Annotated in this window: 17 protein-coding genes; 10 read left to right on the top strand and 7 right to left on the bottom strand. The window is 53.4% G+C overall.

Annotation, left to right across the window (positions count from 1 at the left end):
• Window positions 1-39: 39 nt before the first annotated feature.
• Together mgrA and ABIB59_RS22505 are read right to left on the bottom strand one after the other, a co-directional pair.
• Window positions 40-1,038: an L-glyceraldehyde 3-phosphate reductase gene (gene mgrA / locus ABIB59_RS22510; protein ID WP_110294596.1), complete on the bottom strand. Its 999-nt coding sequence runs from the start codon at window positions 1,036-1,038 to the stop codon at window positions 40-42.
• Between the two features lie 106 nt (window positions 1,039-1,144).
• Window positions 1,145-2,377, bottom strand: coding sequence for an ion channel protein (locus ABIB59_RS22505; RefSeq protein ID WP_354037109.1), 1,233 nt, complete (start codon window positions 2,375-2,377; stop codon window positions 1,145-1,147).
• Between the two features lie 205 nt (window positions 2,378-2,582).
• Here ABIB59_RS22505 and glk point away from each other — a divergent pair, with 205 nt between their 5' ends.
• Window positions 2,583-3,548 (top strand): glucokinase, encoded by a 966-nt coding sequence (gene glk, locus ABIB59_RS22500; protein WP_039079755.1) that lies wholly within the window; start codon window positions 2,583-2,585, stop codon window positions 3,546-3,548.
• On the opposite strand, the gene ABIB59_RS22495 is transcribed toward glk, so the two are convergent.
• Window positions 3,545-4,273 (bottom strand): LytR/AlgR family response regulator transcription factor, encoded by a 729-nt coding sequence (locus ABIB59_RS22495; RefSeq protein WP_039079756.1) that lies wholly within the window; start codon window positions 4,271-4,273, stop codon window positions 3,545-3,547. The two genes, glk and ABIB59_RS22495, sit on opposite strands and share 4 nt — an antisense overlap.
• A 12-nt stretch (window positions 4,274-4,285) precedes the next feature.
• A complete protein-coding gene (locus tag ABIB59_RS22490; protein ID WP_039079757.1) occupies window positions 4,286-5,983 on the bottom strand; it encodes a sensor histidine kinase in 1,698 nt (565 codons plus the stop codon).
• 388 nt (window positions 5,984-6,371) lie between these two features.
• On the opposite strand from ABIB59_RS22490, the gene alaC reads away from it, so the two are divergent.
• Window positions 6,372-7,613 carry an alanine transaminase gene (gene alaC, locus ABIB59_RS22485; protein WP_039079758.1) on the top strand — a complete coding sequence of 414 codons (1,242 nt, stop codon included), beginning with the start codon at window positions 6,372-6,374 and terminating at the stop codon, window positions 7,611-7,613.
• 80 nt (window positions 7,614-7,693) lie between these two features.
• Here alaC and ypdK read toward each other — a convergent pair whose 3' ends face one another.
• Window positions 7,694-7,765, bottom strand: a complete 72-nt coding sequence (ypdK, locus tag ABIB59_RS22480; protein ID WP_099458783.1) for a membrane protein YpdK — start codon at window positions 7,763-7,765, stop codon at window positions 7,694-7,696.
• A gap of 808 nt (window positions 7,766-8,573) precedes the next feature.
• Between ypdK and ABIB59_RS22475 the strand changes: the two genes are divergently transcribed.
• The 4 genes from ABIB59_RS22475 to ABIB59_RS22460 all read left to right on the top strand — a co-directional run bounded on the left by ABIB59_RS22475 (window position 8,574) and on the right by ABIB59_RS22460 (window position 12,061).
• Window positions 8,574-9,800, top strand: a complete 1,227-nt coding sequence (locus tag ABIB59_RS22475; RefSeq protein ID WP_071196160.1) for an EAL and HDOD domain-containing protein — start codon at window positions 8,574-8,576, stop codon at window positions 9,798-9,800.
• 192 nt (window positions 9,801-9,992) lie between these two features.
• Window positions 9,993-10,739, top strand: a complete 747-nt coding sequence (locus ABIB59_RS22470; RefSeq protein ID WP_125124107.1) for an SAM-dependent methyltransferase — start codon at window positions 9,993-9,995, stop codon at window positions 10,737-10,739.
• A gap of 170 nt (window positions 10,740-10,909) precedes the next feature.
• Window positions 10,910-11,539: an ECs1377 family protein gene (locus ABIB59_RS22465; RefSeq protein WP_039079761.1), complete on the top strand. Its 630-nt coding sequence runs from the start codon at window positions 10,910-10,912 to the stop codon at window positions 11,537-11,539.
• 273 nt (window positions 11,540-11,812) lie between these two features.
• The gene (locus ABIB59_RS22460; protein WP_039079762.1) at window positions 11,813-12,061 is read left to right on the top strand and encodes a hypothetical protein; all 249 of its coding nucleotides are present in this window, start codon (window positions 11,813-11,815) and stop codon (window positions 12,059-12,061) included.
• Window positions 12,062-12,172: 111 nt separating this feature from the next.
• On the opposite strand, the gene ABIB59_RS22455 is transcribed toward ABIB59_RS22460, so the two are convergent.
• Window positions 12,173-15,517 (bottom strand): CapA family protein, encoded by a 3,345-nt coding sequence (locus tag ABIB59_RS22455; protein ID WP_354037106.1) that lies wholly within the window; start codon window positions 15,515-15,517, stop codon window positions 12,173-12,175.
• 10 nt (window positions 15,518-15,527) lie between these two features.
• Entirely contained in the window at window positions 15,528-16,421 is an 894-nt protein-coding gene (locus ABIB59_RS22450) for an alpha/beta hydrolase family protein (RefSeq protein ID WP_354037104.1), read from the bottom strand.
• A gap of 119 nt (window positions 16,422-16,540) precedes the next feature.
• Between ABIB59_RS22450 and ABIB59_RS22445 the strand changes: the two genes are divergently transcribed.
• Genes ABIB59_RS22445 through ABIB59_RS22430 form a run of 4 tightly spaced genes read left to right on the top strand, consistent with a single transcriptional unit; the run spans window position 16,541 to window position 21,273 of the window.
• A complete protein-coding gene (locus tag ABIB59_RS22445) occupies window positions 16,541-18,244 on the top strand; it encodes a condensation domain-containing protein (protein WP_354037102.1) in 1,704 nt (567 codons plus the stop codon).
• Between the two features lie 3 nt (window positions 18,245-18,247).
• Window positions 18,248-18,946, top strand: coding sequence for a cysteine protease LapG (gene lapG / locus ABIB59_RS22440; protein WP_193794031.1), 699 nt, complete (start codon window positions 18,248-18,250; stop codon window positions 18,944-18,946).
• A gap of 9 nt (window positions 18,947-18,955) precedes the next feature.
• Window positions 18,956-20,902, top strand: coding sequence for a cyclic di-GMP receptor LapD (lapD, locus tag ABIB59_RS22435; RefSeq protein ID WP_354037100.1), 1,947 nt, complete (start codon window positions 18,956-18,958; stop codon window positions 20,900-20,902).
• A 26-nt stretch (window positions 20,903-20,928) separates the two neighbouring features.
• A complete protein-coding gene (locus tag ABIB59_RS22430) occupies window positions 20,929-21,273 on the top strand; it encodes a tryptophan synthase subunit beta (protein ID WP_317077083.1) in 345 nt (114 codons plus the stop codon).
• The last annotated feature ends 52 nt before the right edge of the window (window positions 21,274-21,325 follow it).

Below are 21,325 nucleotides of genomic sequence, written 5' to 3'. Positions count from 1 at the left end.
CTAAATCCGCAGTGACAGCACTTTTTGCTAAAAGTGCTGTTATTTTGCGCTGTTCAGGATCGCGTCGATGTTGGCGCATTCCGCTTCGCTGAACTGGCGATTAGCCAGCATGCCGACGGCGTCATCGAGCTGGCTGGTTTTACTGGCGCCAATCAGCACGGAGGTCACCTTGTCCCCGCGCAGAACCCATGCCAGCGCCATTTGCGATAATTTTTGCCCACGGGCAACCGCCAGATCATTCAGCTTGCGGACTTTTGCCAGCTTTTCATCCGTAATCTGATCGGGATTGAGGAAACGGCTACCGCTGGCGGCGCGTGAATCTGCCGGAATACCATTCAGATAACGGTCGGTAAGCTGTCCGCCTGCCAGCGGCGAAAACGCAATGCTGCCGACCCCTTCTTGTTGCAGCACAGTCAACAGCTCGTCTTCCACCCAACGCTCGAACATCGAATATTTGGGCTGATGGATAAGGCAGGGCGTGCCCAGATCATTGAGTATCTCAATGGCCTGGCGCGCCAAATCGGCCGGGTAATTCGACAGACCGACATACAGCGCCTTGCCCTGGCGGACAACGTGGTCCAGCGCTCGCATGGTCTCTTTCAGCGGCGTTTCTGGGTCCGGACGGTGGTGATAGAAGATATCGACATAATCGAGCCCCATCCGGCGCAGGCTTTGATCGAGGCTGGCAATCAGGTATTTGCGTGAACCCCAGTCCCCATAGGGGCCATCCCACATGGTATAGCCTGCTTTGGTCGAGATGATCAGTTCATCCCGATAAGGCAAAAAATCTTCCTGCAGCAGACGACCAAAATTGCGCTCGGCAGAGCCGGGAGGCGGCCCGTAGTTATTGGCGATATCGAAATGGGTTATCCCCAAATCGAAAGCATGTCTGAGTAGCTGACGGCTATTTTCAATGAGTGTGGCATCGCCAAAGTTATGCCACAGTCCAAGTGAGATTGCCGGAAGCTTAAGACCACTGTCACCGCAGCGGCGAAATTCCATTTTCTGATAGCGATCCCCGGAGGCCAGATAAACCATACATATGCCCTTAATGTCAGTGTATACGTTTACACACGTGGTCTTCGAGCTTACACCAGCTTGCCGGTTCTCGCTGATTTCCTCTGCTAAATTCTGCCGTTACGCACTATTTTTTGCGTGGTGCGATCATTACCGGCTTTCCTGCCAGCAGCAGCCAGGCGGGTAACATCACAATGCATAACAGGGGCAGCAGACTGGTATCCGGCACCACGGCGGCAGCCATGAACAGGCTCAGCCAGGCGTCGCGGGTGACGACCAGCACCATGCCGAGAATGGCACACGAAATAGTGATTGCTGCCGGGACGGCGTTGACATGTTCATGCAGCATCAGGCCGAGAGCGACGCCAACAAACACCGCCGGGAAGATGCGCCCGCCGCGAAAACCACAGGCCGCCGCAACCACCAGCGCCGCCAGTTTTATCACTGCGAATAGCAGATAATCCGTTACGGTAAAGGTCTGCGCGAACGCCATTTGCTGCATCTCATCCAGCCCTTTAAACAGGGTTATATTGCCGCCAATAACGCCGAGCACGCCCAGAATAAAGCCGCCGATCCCGAGCATCAGTACCGGGCTTTTCAGGCGATGCATCAACTGGTGCAAACGTGGCAGGCACCAGACCGCTACCATCCCCAGCGCAATCGCGATGGCGCAGACGACCGCACCGCTGATGATATCGACCAGATGCATTTGCGGATAATGCGCAACAGGCAGAGCGAAGTGGGGATGGAAAAACAGCCCGGTGGTCAGGGCGCCTGCGGCGGCGGCCATCAGCGGGGCGAACAGGCGGTCCCATAGCGGCAGGTCAGTATTTGAATTCAGTGTCTGGGAGAAAATCAGCGCGGCTGCCACGGGGGTGCCAAACAGTGCGCCAATGGTTCCGGCAGAGGCGAGAATAGTCCAGTCGAGAGGGGCAACGCGCGGGAACAATTTTCCACCCAGTGCCACAGCCAGGGCAATATTGAGCACCATAATAGGATGCTCCGGCCCAAGGCTCACGCCACCGGCCAGGCCAAGTACCAGGGCAACCAGCAGGCCGGGCAGGGCAGTGACATGTACAGGTGCGCCAATCAGCGGCTCGGTTGCCGGATCCGGGCCGCCGTGTCCGGCGCTGTAACGAATCACCAGGCCGACCGCCAGCCCGGTCAGGGTCAGCATCATAATCACCCAGAAAGGGGAGTCAGGGGTAAAACCCAGACGATAAGGCAGCCCATTCCACAGTATCAATTGCAGAACGGCGGCCACTTTCATGACCAGCAATAACACCAGACTGGATGCGACACCGATAATCAGCGCGGGAAGCGCCAGTAGCAGCATCGTTCGGGCTCGCGGATGGAGCATGTTCATTTCCTTTTAACTGAGCACAGAGGTCACAGCACGCTCGTGGAAAATATCCGGCGAGTGCAGATATTGCTGAAACCGTTACGTTAATTTGTGACGAAGATCGATAATCCCGGGGCACTCATGCTATGTTCGTTGTCGTTACAGCGCCTTGAATTTACAGTGTGCCAAAGATTTATTCTGACTTTAGCGGAGCCGTAAAAGAATGACAAAATATGCTTTAGTAGGGGACGTGGGCGGCACGAACGCACGATTAGCGCTCTGCGATCTCAGTAGCGGAGCCATCTCCCAGGCCAAAACCTATTCCGGCCTTGATTATCCCAGCCTTGAGGCGGTGGTACGCGTGTACCTCGATGAGCATAAGGCAGAGGTAAAAGATGGCTGTATCGCCATCGCTTGCCCTATTACCGGTGACTGGGTGGCGATGACCAACCACACCTGGGCTTTCTCTATCGCAGAGATGAAAAAAAACCTTGGCTTCGCACATCTGGAAATCATTAACGATTTCACCGCTGTCTCTATGGCGGTGCCGATGCTGAAACCAGAGCATCTGACTCAGTTCGGCGGCGGTGAGCCGGTTGAGGGCAAGCCAATCGCGGTCTATGGCGCGGGCACGGGCCTTGGCGTATCACATCTGGTGCATGTCGATAAGCGCTGGGTCAGCCTGCCGGGTGAAGGCGGACACGTGGATTTCGCGCCGAACAGCGAAGAAGAGGGCATTATTCTGGAGGAGCTGCGCGCGGAGATCGGCCATGTGTCTGCCGAGCGTGTTCTGTCCGGTCCGGGGCTGGTCAATTTGTACCGCGCAATCGTGAAATCGGACGGACGGCTGCCGGAAAACCTGCAACCGAAAGATGTCACCGAACGTGCCCTGGCGGATAGCTGTATCGATTGTCGCCGCGCGCTGTCGCTGTTTTGCGTCATTATGGGGCGTTTTGGCGGCAACCTGGCGCTCAATCTCGGTACGTTTGGCGGTGTCTATATCGCGGGCGGTATCGTGCCGCGCTTCCTGGATTTCTTTACCGCCTCCGGTTTCCGCGGTGGTTTTGAAGATAAAGGTCGCTTCAAATCCTACGTACAAGACATCCCGGTCTTCCTGATCACGCATGATAACCCAGGCCTGCTCGGCGCCGGCGCGCACCTGCGCCAGTCGCTGGGGTATTATCTCTAAAGATGCATTAACTGCCTGAATTCTTTTACCTTACTGCGGCTGACGGGTACCTGGAAATCCAGGTCTCTCAGCCGCACGATATAGGTGTTATTGAACCAGGGCTCAATTTCGCGAATTTTATCCAAATTGACGCAGTAGGAGCGATGGCAGCGGAAAAAGTGCGCCGCCGGGAGCTTGCTGCAAAACTCCGTAATATTCATTGGCATGACATAGGATTCACGTTTGGTGTAGACAAACGTCATCTTTTCATGCGCTTCTGCGTAATAGATATCGTGAATACTGGTGACGATGATGCGTTCATCTTTCACCAGGTTGATTGTCGCATTCTCGCGTGGGGCAGGGCTGGCACTGGTGCCGGTTTGTTGCTGCCAGGCTGTTTCCAGCTTTTGCAACATGCTAATAATGCGCGATTCCTGATACGGTTTGAGAATATAGTCAAACGCTTCCAGTTCGAATGCTTCTACCGCATGCTCTTTCCAGGCGGTAATGAACACGATAAACGGTTTATGGGCGAACTGACTGATATTCTGCGCCAGAAGGACTCCGTCCAGGGACGGGATGTTGATATCAAGGAAAATGGCGTCCACTTTGTTGTGCTGTAAATATTTCAGCACGTCGAGACCGTCCTCAAATGTACCCACAATGTCCATCTGGCTGTGCGTTTTGATAAGCCAGCTCAACTCCTGTTGCGCCAGGAATTCATCTTCAACAATGATGACCTTCATTCACTTCCCCCGTTAAGGCAACAGCGTGGCCGGCGTGGTCACAGGTGTGGTGTGCAAGGGCACATAAAACGCAATTTCGGTACCCGGCGTCAGGCGGCGGATATGCAGCCCCTCGCCATACAGTAACTTCACGCGCTGGTGGACATTGAGCAAACCGATTTTATTACCCGGCATTTCGTCGGCTTCCACACGGGCGATCATCTCGGGTGCAATGCCGTTCCCCGTATCGCGTACGGCAATACGCACGCGGTTGCCGCACTCCGCCACGCTGATGGTCACTACCCCTTTTCCTTTACAGGGCTGAATACCGTGAACGATGGCATTTTCGACCAGCGGCTGAATCAGCAGGCTGGGAATAACACAGCTCACCTCTTCATCAATGTCATAAATGACCGTCAACTTGTCGCCAAAACGGGCCTGTTCAATAGCGATATAGTCTTTGATTTGATAGAGCTCTTTTTTGATATCAATCTGCTCATCGTCTTTTAATTCAATGTTATAGCGCAGGTAGCGCGACAGATTGAAAATCAACTGACGGGCGGTGTCCGGATTAAGACGGATAGAGGATGAAATCGCATTGAGGGCGTTAAAAAGAAAGTGTGGGTTAATCTTGCTTTGCAATGCGCGCAGTTCCGCTTTATTGGCCATCTCACGTAGCTGCTCGGCACGGGAAACTTCCAGTTGCGTAGAGATAATTTGCGACAGACCAACCGCCATCTCCTGCAGCGAGGAGGTGATTTGATGCGCATGGCAATAATAGATTTTAAGCGTGCCGGTGACGATCCCCTTTTCCCATAGCGGGATCACCAGCATTGAGTGGATCTGCGGCGTTCTGTGGGCTTCATCATTGTTTTTAATGATGATCTCCCCGGTATCAATCGCCTGGCGTGTTGTCGGGCTAATGATATCGTCACTGTCCCGGTAGTTGTCTTCGCCCACGCCGACATACACCAGCACATGGTCGGCGTTGGTGATGGCCACGGCGTCGGCATTAATATCGCGGCGAATGATGTCGCATACCTGACGCAGGGATTCGCTATTGACGTTGCGAAACAGCGGCAGGGTTTTATTGGCGATATCCAGCGCCAGTTTGGCCTGGCGTCCGGCAATGGCTTCTTTTTCACCTTCCACGCTTTGTACCAGCAAAACGATAAAGCCCACACAGACGCTACCCAGAATCATCGGCACGCCAATTTTCGATACGATATCCAGGCCCAGTGCGGTCGACGGCGCCCAAAGTACCACCAGCGTCATGGTCAGGGTTTCGCACAACATCCCGGCGATGATGCCCACGCTCCAGTGCTTTTGCTTAGGGATTTTGCGATTTATCCAGCCAGAGAGAACACCGGCAATAATACTGGTAATCAGGCAGGGTACGGCTGTTACGCCGCCGATATCAATCAGATAGCGGTGTATCCCGGCGATAACGCCGGTAATAATGCCCACCCAGGGGCCAAATAAGATGCCGCCGGACATCACCGCAATAATGCGCACATTTACCAGCGAGCCTTCGACCGGTACGCCGGACCAGGTGCTGAACAGCGCAAACATTGAGAAGATAGCCGTGACGGCGAGCAACTCTTTTGGCGTGTGCGCCGTTTTATGCAGTAACTCGCGGAACAGGCGGATACGGATCAGAAAGAAAAGGCAGATCAGCATCAGCGCCGCGCGATCAAATACCGCCAGCAGCATGTTGAATATTTCGTGCACGGGAAGGCTCATGTAAAAGGCGTGAAAAAGCTATGATAAAAAACATCGCCGCCAATGACCAGTCAGGTGCGCGTATTTGGCAATGAGGAAAACCCCCTTCCTTAAAAGGGGATTGATACCGGTCGGAAGATGTTTCGCCACATGTGAAAAAATGCCTTATTAGAACGTAACTTCATTGATATCAGCTTGTTAAATTTGAGGGTGTATATTTTCTCTTGTTGCCAGGGTTTTGTTTTGCGCATTTTTTTGGCTTCCCCTTTTTTAGACGTAAAATTTTTTCACATTTCCTCTCGACAGCAGGTTTTTTTTCAGGCTATGTTCAGGAAACGCCACAACCGTGGCGGCGTCGCTCGGACGGTCCGGGCGCTAACGTTAATCTGAGGAAGTTATGGCTGAATTCAGTCCTGAACGCCGTTTTACGCGTATCGATCGTCTCCCCCCTTATGTTTTCAATATCACGGCTGAACTGAAAATGGCTGCGCGTCGGCGCGGCGAAGATATTATCGATTTCAGCATGGGTAATCCTGACGGTCCGACACCGGCCCATATCGTTGAAAAACTCTGTACTGTTGCCCAGCGCCCGGACACGCACGGTTATTCCACGTCGCGCGGCATTCCGCGTTTGCGCCGTGCCATTTCTCGCTGGTATCAGGATCGCTATCAGGTCGATATCGATCCGGAAAGCGAAGCGATCGTCACCATCGGTTCAAAAGAGGGGCTGGCGCATCTGATGCTGGCAACCCTGGACCATGGCGACACGGTTCTGGTGCCCAATCCGAGCTACCCGATTCACATTTACGGTGCGGTGATTGCCGGGGCTCAGGTGCGTTCTGTGCCGCTGGTGGAAGGCGTTGATTTCTTCAATGAGCTGGAGCGCGCGATCCGCGAAAGCTACCCTAAACCGAAGATGATGATTCTGGGCTTCCCCTCCAACCCTACCGCGCAGTGCGTAGAACTGGAGTTCTTTGAAAAAGTGGTCGCTCTGGCAAAACGCTATGATGTGCTGGTCGTTCACGACCTGGCCTATGCGGATATCGTCTATGACGGTTGGAAAGCGCCGTCGATCATGCAGGTTCCCGGTGCTCGCGACGTGGCGGTTGAGTTCTTTACGCTCTCAAAAAGCTACAACATGGCGGGATGGCGTATCGGCTTTATGGTCGGCAATAAAACGCTGGTGAATGCGCTCGCGCGTATTAAAAGCTACCACGACTACGGTACCTTTACGCCGCTGCAGGTGGCAGCCATCGCCGCGCTCGAAGGCGACCAGCAGTGCGTGCATGATATTGCCGCACAGTATAAGCGTCGCCGCGATGTGCTGGTAAAAGGCCTGCATGAAGCCGGATGGATGGTCGAAATGCCAAAGGCGTCAATGTACGTCTGGGCGAAAATCCCTGAACCTTATGCCGCCATGGGTTCGCTGGAGTTTGCTAAGAAGCTGCTACAGGATGCCAAAGTTTGCGTGTCGCCGGGCATTGGGTTTGGTGATTATGGCGATACGCATGTGCGTTTTGCCCTGATTGAAAACCGCGATCGTATTCGCCAGGCGGTAAGGGGCATCAAAGCGATGTTCCGCGCCGATGGTCTGCTTCCCGCTACCACAAAATCCACGGCGGAAGACACAGAGCAGTAAGCCTGGGCACACAGGCCTTTTCACAAATGAAAACAGGAGCCAAATGGCTCCTGTTCTTCTTTTCGTTCTACGAACGTTGCTCAGATCATCAGGGCAAATGTACCGGCCCAAACAATGACCATCACCGAAATGCCCATAAAGAAATATTTCACGCTTCATCGCTCCGCATACATACGTATGCATTCATGACCAGATCAGGACTGAGTATAGAGAGGTGAAACTACGCCAAATTGAAAATGGGAATTTTCTCCCTTTCGGCCACAGCTCCATCTCAGAATTCTTGATGCGTATCGCATCAGACGGGGCTAATGTACGCCTAAATTTTGCGCCTTACAAGGGGCATTTTTTTAAATACTTTCCGCAACTTACAGAGTGTCGGGCTTTGGCGACAGATTAATTTCTTTGCGGAATAAATGCCCGTTGAGCGACGCGTTGTCACAGGATTGAAACCTGTAATTTGACCGTTGAATTACAAGGTTATTTTGTGATCGGTCGCACGTTTTGTGCTCGCCACTGCGAATGGACAGGCGAGTCGATACAGCATTGTCAGTGGGGGTGTCTTTTCAAGAGGTATGCATCACCGACCTGAAAACAGTGCTTTTTACCGAACAGCAAACCTGTATTTGTGAGTTATGCCTTCATTGTTATCACTTCAAAAATTGCGATGTCTCTCATTTTTGCCATAAAACTGCGTATAACATCATTTATAAGTTTAACTGGCAGTGAATGAGATGATAATAATTTGCTATTAAAATGGATTTGCATAATTTTCATGGAATTTGGTTTGCAGGCTAATTGTATTCTCTGAAACTGAACGCCTGGGGGAAATTTACTTAGCCTGATCATGGCTACGCGAGAATAAGTATCTTTCAAATAACTCAATTAAATAAATGAACAATCGGATTAAAGTTAAATTTAATTTCTGGTTCACTTAATCTAATGGATACTTAGGGGGAAGCTATGGACTCTTTCGTTGCCAGACAGCCGATATTCGATCGTGACTTGCATACCGTAGCCTATGAGCTCCTTTTTCGTTCTGGAATGAATAATTATTTTCCAAACGTACCGGCCGATTATGCGACCAGCCAGATGATCTCCGACCAGTTCCTGGGTATCCCAACTTTTCGCTTTGTAGGGGAGAACATCTCTTATATTAATTTCCCCTATCAAATGATTGTTCAGGGGATGGCTGACATCTTACCTCGCGAACGCGTCGTCATTGAAATATTGGAAGATGCTGTCCCTGATGATGCGCTGTTCGAGGCCGTGCGCTATCTCTTCGCCTCAGGCTATACGCTGGCATTAGATGATTTTGCGATGGACGAGGCGTGGGATCGTTTTTTACCCTATATAACTATCCTGAAATTTGACGTTAAGGCAAATTCGTTTGAAGAAATCAATGGATTTCTGAAACGTCATGCATTGCAGTTAAAAACAAAAAATCTGCTGGCGGAAAAAATCGAAACATATGACGAGTTTAAACAATATAAAGACCAGGGCTTCCATTTGTTTCAAGGTTATTTTTACAGTAAGCCGGAAATTATTCAGAGCAAACGCCTGCCACACAAAGCTGCACACCTCTTCCAGTTGATGAGCGAAGTTAACGCGCCAGAGTTAGATTTTGATAAAATCGGGCGTATACTCGAACATGATTTATCGTTGACTTACAAGATCTTAAAATATGCCAAAAATATTGTGCATCGCGTTAGTGGCATAAGCGCTGTCGACAACTTAACGCTCAAAAAAATTGCTATCTATTTGGGGCGAAGTGAATTAACTCGCTTTGTTTCGCTGGTTTGCCTGGCCAATCTCTCTAATAAAGACACTAACGAGCTTTATCATCTTTCCCTGTCCAGGGCTAAATTCTGCGAAATCATTGTTGCGCGTACACATTCAACGTGTTGTGCGCAGGAGGCATTCTTATGCGGATTGTTTTCATTACTGGATGCCATGCTGGAGATCCCGCTTGAGGAAATTTTCGAGCAAATAACACTTCCTTTATCCGTTCGCAATGCGCTGGTGCACAAACAGGGTACGCTTTATGACCTGCTTAGCCTTGTACAAAGTTATGAGCGCCGTGAATGGGAAGCGGTACAGCAACAGGCAAAAAAACTGAATATTCCAGGCTGGGCGGCTGTTGATGCAATGGGGGAAGCTCTCGCCTGGGCGGATGCGACAGTCTCATGACACCGCTCCAAAGAGGGCATTTTTCACACGGCAGATTAATCATTTTGGCGTATGAATGCGGTCATTATCACGAAACATGCAGGCGATATTTCGTACTGTTGAGATAACGTTTAGGTTAAGGTGATATATTTTTAATCACCACAACCTTTAAGGTTATTGGTCGTTACATCAACAGTAAAAGGAATTTCTGCATTGGATATCCCCCGTATTTTCACGATCACCGAAAGCGAACACCGCATTCATAACCCCTTTACGCCAGAAAAACTCGCGACACTCGGTGCGGTACTACGCCTGAAACCGGGCATGCGCATACTTGATCTTGGCAGCGGTTCGGGTGAAATGCTCTGTACCTGGGCGCGCGATTATGCCATCACCGGCGTCGGCGTTGATATGAGCCAGCTTTTCAGCGAACAGGCGAAACAGCGTAGCGAAGAACTTGGCGTCAGCGAAAACGTGACATTTATTCATGGCGATGCGGCAGGTTTTGTCACGGATGAAAAATGTGATGTGGCAGCCTGTGTGGGCGCAACCTGGATTGGTGGCGGGGTAGCAGGGGCTATCGCGCTGTTACAAAAAAGCCTTCGCCCCGAAGGGATTATCCTTATTGGCGAGCCTTACTGGCGGCAGCTACCGCCAACGGAAGAGGTAGCCCAGGCCTGTTTCGCCAATGCGATAGCAGACTTTCACACGCTACCTGAGCTTGTCGCATCATTTGATGAGCTGGGTTTTGACGTCGTCGAGATGGTACTGGCAGACCAGGAAGGGTGGGACCGGTATGAAGCGGCGAAGTGGCTGACGATGCGCCGCTGGCTTGAGGCCAACCCTGATGATGATTTCGCGCCAGAGATTCGTGCGACGCTTACGGCAGCGCCAAAACGCCATGTTAGCTGGACGCGTGAGTTCCTGGGCTGGGGTGTATTTGCGTTAATGGCGCGCTGACCGTCCCGTCATAACGTCCCTCCCTGAGCGGGGTATCTTCAGATACCCCGTTTTTCTGTTGGTATGGCGTCGGGATATCTTAAAACAAGAGTGCTTTCGACCACGCCGCTTCGTTGCTAAAATAACCGCCCGGCAGATTTACACTTATCCGCAGGAATGAGGGAGACGCAGTGGTGGATCGTATTGATTATGAAATCGAAAAATATAGCTTCACCGAACTGAATGAATCTCCCCGTATCGCTCGCCAGTGGGCAGACACGCTTGACGAGTGCCGTCAGACGCAGGCGAACGCCGAAGAGCGATTACGCATTGCGCTGCTCAACGTCGATTACGTGACCAGCTTTGAGCTTCCTTTTCGCTTATTGTTAATTCGCGCGCCGCAGTTGATTGCCAGCCTGCGTGATGAGCTACAAATCGGTCAGAAAAACGTTATTTTCAACGGTAAACGTTTCGGCTGCGTCTATACCCTGAAAACCGATTTAAGCGATATACCGGATGCATTCCAGTATCGCCTTTCAACCCGTATCCGGCGGGTAGATGCCTCCGGGTCAGTGGCTACGCCTTATCAGCAAATCGCCAAAGAGGTAAAAGCTCCACGCGAACGACTCAAACTGGCGCTGGAAAGAGGGCTGCCGGTTACAGCGCTTGACGGGCTTTTCTGGTTTGGGATCCAGCGTATTGCTGCCGATGTGCAACGGTTGCGAAAAAGCGGTATGGCGATCGCCACGGCGGAAGTGGATATCTTTGACAACCTGACGGGTACTACCCGGCGAGTCCCGGTGTATCGCAGCGTGACGTAAATTCGCCTGCCGATGTTCACCGAACAGATGTGAAAACCCTCCTTTATGTTTGAGCAAACGTCGGCTGGCTGCGTTTGCTCTTTTGCGCACGTCAGTGATATCTCTTTATCCTTTATTGATACTTATATTATTACGCCACATTAACTGAAATTTTCAGGTTTAATATATGAGAGTTTGAGTTAAGTTTTATTTTAATATTCTTTTTATAATCTCCTTAATTTGTTCATCTTTCAGGCATTACTATTTCTATGGTTTTGCTTAAGGATGAATAAAATGAAAATAATTGGATTGGATGAGCATCGCAGTTTACGTGGGAACGGCGCGCTTAAATATTTCGAACTTGAAGGTGTACCGAGTGACGAATGGGCGCGTATTTTTCAAAGCCACTTTGTGAATCAGGATATAAAAGTATGGATTGAGGGATATTGCATAGTCCTCCAGTGCCAGACTGAAGAGATCCCGAAATACAGAGAGCTTTTACAAGCTAAGTGCGATGAAATCACAGCACAATTAATACCTTAGGGACTTATAGCCCGTTAAAAAGGCGATAAGTATCCGGTCAAAATAAGTAAACGGCATCTGAAAAGTGGGATATCCACTGTGTAAGATGCCGTTTTTTATGCCAGAGCGGTGTTAACTTTCGCCAAAGCACTCACTAAGCGACATGACCAGCCTGCATTCATTATCGACAGTCAGCGCACGCCAGCCCGTGCCCGTTTCTCCTTCCCGAATAACAGGCATTCCCTGTTGCGTCAGATGCGTAATCAGCGTTGAAAACTCCACCTCATTCACCGGACGGGGCTGCCAGAAGGTCTTTTTATTATCAGTAAAGATGGGCAGCAACTGAATTTGCGGCTGCCGGGTACCCACTAACAGACGAACGATAAAACCGTAAGCCGGCATGCCGCGCTCCTGATATTCACCGTTACTGTTAAACACTGCATTACCGATGCTGTAAATCACCAGGCTTTGATCCTGCTGCGTCGCTTCGCCTGCCATATGGGGCCCGGAGCCAATAATCAGATCGGCACCGGCATCACTCAGTTGCTTAGCCAGGGTGCGCTGCCGGGCGGTGGTCCAGCGGTAGTCCAGCCCCCAGTGAGCAAGAACAATCAGCGTGGCGGGGTGAGCGCTCGCTTTCTCTTTGCGAAGCTGTTCAATCAGCCCACCACTGATACAGGCGACGCCCGCGCGGCGAGGGCGGGCATAAAAGGCGCACTCCTCTTCCATATAACGTCGATACCAGTAGGCGCTGAAAATCTTGTACGTCCGCTTGCCCACGGTGACGACCAGCGGCGCTTGCGCCTGCTGCGCGTTTATCCCGGCGCCCACGCAGGCGATTCCCGCCTCGCGAAACGCTGTCAGCGTGCTATACAGACCGGGTAACCCGGCGTCCATCGCGTGATTGTTGCCCAGCGCCACCGCATTGATGCCCTGTTTGCGCAGGGCGGCGACAGAGGCGGCCGGATCGCCTGTCAGGCAGAACGGTTTACGGCCAGCAAGACTGGCGCTGAGATCGGTGGTCAGCGCCGCTTCAAAGTTGGCAAGCGTCATGTCGCTGTTGTGAAGAAGGGGTGCGATAGCCGCAAAACTATAGTCATAGCCGTAGCGCTGGAGTGCGTCATCAATACCGCGGGCCTTACGCCGGGCGGTGTACCACTCACCGAAATAGGTATCCCCCAGAAATGTCAGCGTCGCCGTCGGTGAGTCAATCTGGCGAACGCTGGGGGCACAGGCGACCGGTTGATGGGCGGTATCGGCCTGCGCCAGCAGTTCATCCAGAAGATAATCAAGGTGGAAAGCATCGTTTGCTCCCGCCGCGCAGGCCAGCCAAAGTTCGCCTGAAAACCATTGCAGCGCGAAACCCCAGTTTCCGGCACTGAATTGCCCCCACGCGCTGCCGTTACTGTGCAGATTGCCAGTTTTGCGATAGATGCGCTCGCCGATGACGGCTTCCTGTTCGCAAAACCACGGCAACAGATGCGGATAGCGCTGGTAGAAATGGCGCACAAGCCTGGCGATATCCAAAAGTGCCGTGCGCTGCCCTGGGCGCACGCGACCGGAGACGGTATTCATATGCGTGTGCGGCATGCCGATAGTGGCGCTCAGTTCCCGCAACTGGGCCAGCGCTTTTGCACTGCTGCCAGCCAGATGCTCTGCCAGGTTAATGGCCGCATCGCAGGCGTTATGTAGCAACATTCCCTGTAGCAGGGACTTCACGGTCAGTTTGTCACCCTGCCTGAGTGTCAGCGCCGGGTTACCTTTCAGGATATCCGCCGCGATCTCCCGCACGGTGATGGCGGTCTCCAGGGTGGTTTTTTTATTTAACAGGCGATCGGCGACACAACAGGCCAGCAGTAACTGGCTGAGGTAGTGCGACGCAAAGGGGCTATCGGCCCGTTCCGCGACGCGTTGCTCACCGGTCGAGAGGTTGATCAGCAGGCGCGCGGTGTGCCCTTTACGCAGCGCGGGCAGGGCGGCAAGTCGGGTTTTCAGTAGACTGACAACCTGCCTGAAATCCGAGTTTCGCACGCTGCCTTTTACCAGCACGATATCGCCGGGGCGCAGCGACGGGGCGGCGGCGTCAACCAGCGCCTGCGCCGTCAGAAAATGACCACCCCGCGTGGCTTCCGGCAGTGTCTCATATAATGCCTTCATCTCCTCGCCGTGCAGAAAGGCGTGCTGGCAGCCAGCTTCCAGTAATGGCGTCGCCAGAGAACGGTGAATGGCCTGGCTCTGATCGCCGAGATTAACAATGCGTCCCAGCAGGGCAATGACACGCCCGCCATGAGCACGGGCACGTTGCGCCGCCACCGCAAACGCATTGAGCATGGAAAGATATTCGGCGTTGTAACTGTCATTAATCAGCGTGGCTGTGCCGCCGCCAGGCAGGGACAACGGGGTAATGCACAGATGCTGACCATCGCTGCGATAACCCTCAAGGCCTGCGATAATCTGCGACAGGTTCACGCCCAGCAGATCGGCGGCAATCAGCGATGCAACCGAATTGAGCGCGCCACCGTTACCGGGCACGGCCAGCCGGTAGCTGACGACCTGCTTATGAAAAGTGACCGTGACTCTGCTTCCGTTGTCGTCTGGTGTTATCCCGGTGATACGTACATCTGCGTCCGGGGTGAATCCGTAACTGATAATCCGCGCGCCGTCGCGTTCAACGCTTGCCGCGACAGTCGCATACTCGGCCATATCGCGGTGCAAAATGGCGTAGCCACCGGGGATAAGACCATGACTGATGCGCGCCTTATAGCGTGCCACGTCATTCAGGGTGGTCACGTTCTTGCCCACCTGAGTCATCCCGATTTCGGTAATGATAACGATGTGCGGCTTAATGCGATGCCCGACGCCTCCATTACGCATCCAGAGCGCGGAGATGGCCACTTCCATCACGACGGCCTGTGGGTTCGATACTGCACGCGCCAGGGTGACGGAGGCGCCGGTACGGGTGTTGTGATTGCCGCGGCTGGCTATCACAGACAGGTTGTCGGTCAGGATCGCCTCCAGCATCTCTTTGGTCGAGGTTTTGCCGACGGTACCTGTGACGGCCACCAGTTTGCCGTTAAAACGCCGCCGTGCTTCTTCGGCCAGTAAGTGAAGCGCCTGATAACTGTCACCTACCACCAGTTGTGGAAAGCCAGGCGGCAGGCCTGCGAGTTTGCGCTGGACAATCGCGCCGCAGTAGCGGGAAGCCTGCTCTGGCAGCAGGGTGTGCGTATCCTTCCAGCCCGCGTAAATACCGGTATTACCTGAGCCTTGCAGCCAGGTATCGGTGTCGATCGCAACGAACAGACAAGGGCGGTCATACGGCGTGTTGTCATGCAAAATGGCGATGTCGCCCGCAATCCAGGCGGCATCCGGGCGGTTGTGCCAGAGGCTGCCGGGCAACAACTGCGTAAGATCTGCGGCGGTCCAGCCCGGCGTGTTGGGGCCAGTGTTGCGCGGACGAGGGGGTTTCTGGCGCATGGTTGTATCCTTACTCATTCAGGGCAGTGCCGTGGTGCGGGCAAAGGGCTATCGCATTAACCCCCTGATTACCCTGTAAATCATGGTATTCCGGCGCGACGGCGGGGCGTTCGAGTTGCTTCACCTGATGGCCATGTTCACGCAAAGCCTGTACGAACCGGGTTTGCAGATCGAACGGCGTGTTACGATCCTGCCGGTTGCCGATCACCAGGATTAATCGTGCGGGATCGTTCGCTATACCCGCTACGTGGTCGAGGGGATCCCACGGGTTAGCGAGCCCGGTGCCGTCCAGGCCTGGGGCTGATGCCTCGTCACGTTCTTTCCGCATACGCCCGGCCCGTTCCAGTAGCCCCCATGCGCCGGAGGTGAGCACGGCACAGTCAATATCCCGGCGTCCAAACGTGAGCAGCGCCGATGCGGCCGTTGCGCCACCGCTGTGTCCGCTGAGGATAAAGCGCGCAATACCGTAGCGTGCTTTGATGGCATCTACGGCGGCATTCAGCGCGAGAAATTCTTCTGCCTGGCGGCGGCGATAGTGGTTGCCGCTGGAACCATAGGTTCCCGGACGGGCAACAATTAATGTTGGTAGCCCGCTTCGACGAAAAATGGCCTGCGCCTCGCGGCGTTGCGCGTCGGCTGTATTGGCCGGGATCTGGTCTGGCGGGCGCTTAATCAGCGATACCCGATCGCCTTTAAACATCACCAGCGCCAGAGGCGCATCGTGCAGGGAGCCCGCACTAAAGTAGCGAATACAGGCCGCGCCGCCCGCATACTGAACCCACACGGCGTCATCGCCAACCGGACAGGTCTGCGGGTTAGCGGGCTGGTTCCACAGTAGCGGCGTGTCGGCATGGGCGACCACACCGACAAGCAGCAACAGAAAAAGTGCGTAAAAGGGCCTCACAGCACCGCCTCAACGGGCAAAGATATAGATGTACAGAATACACAACCAGGCATTCATAATGTTATTATGATACAAGGATTTTCAGCACTGGGGATGCCCGGAAGCAATTAAGGAGTCAAATGTCGCTCAGCCACTTACTTGCGCAAACCCGCCCGGTGATGGAAACGCTGGATGTAGCGGCGAAACCGTCTCTGTGCCCGTCCTGGGTCATCTTTTTTAGCGTGTCCGACAGTAAAAGCCGTGCCCACGTTGTGCGCGGCTGCGGCGAGACATTCGACAAAGCCTGGCAAGAGGGAACGCAGGCGCTGCAACAGTGGCGTAAAAAGAGCGGTCTTAAGGCCTGCTGGCTGCGAGTTGACATGGTCGACAAGGTCGACGCGCTACGTTGGGATACGCTGCAAGCTCGTCTGGCGAAGACCAAACGGAACTATTTTCGCTTCGGGCTGAGTCTGGACCCGGCTTTTTGCTATGCCATGCTGGAGCAAGAGATCGCCGCCAACGCGCTGCTCTATAACGGCGATCACGGCGTCGCTACCCCTAACGCCAGTAACCTTGCCCATTATTCCCGTCGTCGCTTTGGGGCGGTCTTGAACTGGCCTGAGCACCCTGACCAGACGCTGTGGCGTTTCACTACCCGCGCGCTGTTTTGCGATGGTGAGCAGGTATTGCCCATCGAGTCGGACGGACGTAACAGCGGCTATCGCCAGTTGCCCGAGTGGCAGGAGACTGCCCTGGAGCCGATGATTGACTCGGCGACAGATTACCTGGCACGCCAGGTGACACCTTCCGGACGTTATCATTACGGCTGGTTCCCCTGCTTTGATCGCGCCATTCCGACCTATAACGCCTTGCGCCATGCCAGCTCGACCTACGCCTTGCTCGAAGGGTGGGAAGTGACGCAACACCCCGCCCATTTTGCGGCTATTGAGCGGGCGCTGGATGCCCTGTCTACCACGTTTATTCGTACCTGCTCCTTGCCCGATGGCGGCGAAGCCGATTTCCTGGTAGATACGGGTGATGAGATCAAACTGGGCGGTAACGCGGTCTGTATCCTGGCGATGGCGAAATATACAGAACTGACCAATGACGAGCGCTATCTGGGTGCGATGGCGCGGCTGGCGGCTGGCATCGGTTTTATGCAGAACGCGCAGAACGGGGGCTTCGTACATGTGCTCAATGCCGGGGATTTATCACTCAAGGCGGAGCACCGCATTATCTATTACGACGGGGAAGCCGCCTTTGCCCTGATGCGTCTCTATGGGTTGACGAAGACACCGCGTTGGCTGGAGATGGTCGAGCGGGCAATGGACTATTTTATCGAACAGAAACACTGGCAGGCCCACGACCATTGGCTCAGTTACTGCGTTAATGAACTGACGCTCTACCGGCCGCTGGAACGCTATTATCAGTTCGGTCTGGATAATGTGCGCGGTCATCTCGATTTTGTGCAGGAACGTATTACCACTTACCCCACGTTGCTGGAGTTGATGATGGCGGCGTCGCGGATGATAGAACGGCTTGCCGTTTCGCCATATCAGCACCTGTTAGTGGACTTCGACATGACCGTGTTCAACCAGGCGCTGGAAACCCGTGCCCGCTACCTGGCGAATGGTTTTTTCTGGCCGGAGCTGGCCATGTTTTTTAAAAATCCGCCGCGTATTGTCGGCAGCTTTTTTATTCGTCACCACAGCTATCGCGTCAGGATTGACGATGTCGAGCATTACCTTTCCGGCTATGTCGCGTACCGTAAACGCTGGCTGACGCGACCTGAGCGCGCCATGCAACTGACAATGCCCGTTAGCAACGTTGCCCGGACAGGCTGATGTATGCGGCGCCCCCATCGTCATTTGTTGTGTGCAACGCTGCGACGCGGGTTATCCTTCGCGCTGGTGGTGTTGCTTATTTTCTCTCCAGGACTGGGCGCCGGGTGGGATTTTAACGCCATCTCCACGCAAACTGAGCGGCTCTACGGCCCGGCGACGCCAGCCGCCAGGCAGCGGATTGATGAGTGGGCCGCCTTGCTTAAAAATCCACCGCAGGGCACGATTCAGGATAAATTGAATCAGGTAAACCGGTTTTTTAATGCCCGAATGGCGTTCAAAGATGACATTGTCGTCTGGCATCAGCAGGATTATTGGGCAACGCCGATAGAATTTTTACGTAAAGGGGCAGGGGATTGCGAAGATTTTGCGCTGGCGAAATATTTTACGCTGCGTGAGATGGGAGTTCCCGCCAACCAGTTGCGTATTACTTACGTTAAAGCACTTCAGTTAAATCAGGCGCATATGGTGGTGACGTGGTATGCCACCCCTGATGCGATCCCATTAGTACTGGATAACCTGAAAACCGCCATCTTGCCTGCCACACAGCGTACAGATCTGCTCCCGGTTTATGCTTTTAATGGGGAAGGGCTGTGGTTGCCGCAATCCGGCGGGAATAAACGCGTGGGGGACAGTAAACGACTCTCCCGCTGGCAGGATCTTCTCACCAGAATGCGTGCAGAAGGATTTGAAATTAATGAATAGGATGTGGCTATGTCCCTTTATAAGCAGCTACTGATCGGCATCTGTTTATTTACGCTCGTCATTTTCTGCGGCAACTTTTTTGTTTCTCTGGAGGGTTCCAGGGAGCAATACCGGAATCAGCTCAGCGCCCACGCACAGGATGCGGCAACGGCGCTGGGGCTGTCATTGACGACCCATATTGATGATCCGGCAATGACGGAACTGATGGTTAACTCCATCTTTGACAGCGGTTATTTTTACCGTATTCGGGTGGTGGATATTAAAACCAACAAACCCATCATTGAACGCACCGACAATCCGCAAAGCGCCAGCGTGCCGGACTGGTTTGTCCGCATGGTAAATCTGAGTCCTGGGGAGGGTGACGCCATTGTCACGCATGGCTGGACGCAGGTTGCCAGGGTTGAGGTCGTTAGCCATCCGATGTTTGCCCTGGCGCGTCTTTGGGACAATATGGTCGCCAGCTTTTTGTGGCTTATCGGCTGTAGCTTGTTATTTATTCTCGGCGTAACTCTTCTGCTGCGCCGTCTCTTGCGACCGCTTAACTACATTGTGGAGCAGGCGATGGCTATCTGTCGCCGCGAGTTTCTCAATGTTCCCGCGCTGCCGAAAACGCCGGAACTGCGCCGGGTCGTTGAGGCGACCAATCTGATGGTGACGCAACTTGAGGCGTTGTTTGGCGAGCAGGCGCAGCGCACCGAATCCTTGCGCCGGGAGGCTTACCACGACAGCCTGACGGGCCTGAACAACCGTCGCGCTTTTGATATGCAATTGCAGTCGCGTCTGAGCGATGAAGAGAATGACGCGGGTCACCTGATCCTGTTGCGGGTTCAGGATCTTATCGGCCTTAATCAGCGTCTTGGCGGCGCGAAAACCGATAAGCTGCTGATCGCGGTGGCAGATATTCTCAATGGCCTGCAAAAGCATTACTTCCGTAATGAAGGTTTCCTGGCCCGTGTGCGCGGCGGGGAGTTTGCCATCCTTGCCCCGCAGTTCCTGCATAATGAACTCGACAACCTGACTAACACCCTCAGTACCCAGCTTAAGGCGCTGTCAGAAACAGGAATGAGCGACGTGACACCGGTCGCCCATTTCGCGCTGGTGCCCTTCCATGTTGGCGACAAGCCACAGACGATACTGATGCAGGCAGACCAGGCGCTGGCGATGGCGGAAACCGAAATGCGCTTTTTTGCCAGCACGGATATGACGGTTACAGACGATAGCGAAGAGGATCATCATAGCTGGTATACCCGTCTGGATGCGGTACTGACAGACGGTGCTTTCGAGCTTTTCTCGCAGCCGGTTTATGAATGCAACAATGCGCATGTTGTTTTGCATCATAAAGTGCTTGCCCGTATCAGAACGCCGGAGGGCGAGCTGATACCCGCAGGACGTTTTATGCCGTGGATCCACCGCCTCGATCTCAGTCGCCGCATGGATATTGTGATGTTGCAACAGACGCTGCGCGAGATGGAAAAATCAAACCGGCCACTTGCACTGAGTATTAGCGGTGCCAGTGTGGCTGATGACCAAAGCCTTCATGCACTGTTACAACCCTTGGTGAGTGCGCCACAATTGGCATCGCGCCTGACGCTGGAACTGGATGAAAACGAGCTACCCGATGCCGAGCGGGTCACTATTCTGGTCAAACGGCTTAAAACGCTGGGCTGCCGTTTAGGGATCCAACATTTTGGCGGCCGGTTCCATCTCATCGGCAATTTGCCGCAGTGGGGGCTTGCCTGGCTCAAAGTTGACGGTAGCTACATTCGTAATATTGATAGTGAAGAAGATAAAAAACTGTTTATCGAGGCCATTTATTGGGCAACCCGACAAATTAATTTGCCACTGATTGCTGAACGTGTGGAAACAGCGGGCGAACTGGCGGTTCTCGAAAATATCGGCCTGTATGGCGCAATGGGGCGCTATTTTGCTGATGCCAGCACCCTGGGTGGAAATTAACCTGTCAGGCTAAAAAGAGGCTGAAAATGTACTACATAGAACGCGATGAAGCGGGGCGTATTATTCAGGTGGAGCTTGTCCCTTTTCATGCCATGACAGAACAAAGTGAAGTCAGCACAGCAGAAATTGACGAATGGATGCGGCAGAGAGAAATTCGTGAGGCATCGCTACTGCAATTGCGGCAGAGCGATCTTGAGATGGTTCGCGTCCTGGAGGACCTGATCGAAGTGCTGATGAGTAAAGGCGTCATCAGCATTACCGATCTGCCACCGGTCGCTCAGGCAAAGCTGACCAGCCGTGCACAGGCGCGTCGTTCGTTGAGTGGTCTGGAAGGATTAATTTCCGATGATGACGATGAGGGATATATATAATTCGTCATTTTTACTTACTTAATATATATCATGTACGACACAGGGACTATTG

The sequence above is a fragment of the Citrobacter sp. UYEF32 genome (assembly GCF_040546205.1).
Taxonomy (GTDB): Bacteria; Pseudomonadota; Gammaproteobacteria; order Enterobacterales; family Enterobacteriaceae; genus Phytobacter; species Phytobacter diazotrophicus.
The sequence above is the reverse complement of the archived record's forward strand: the minus strand, read 5'-3'. Positions and strand labels throughout refer to the sequence as shown.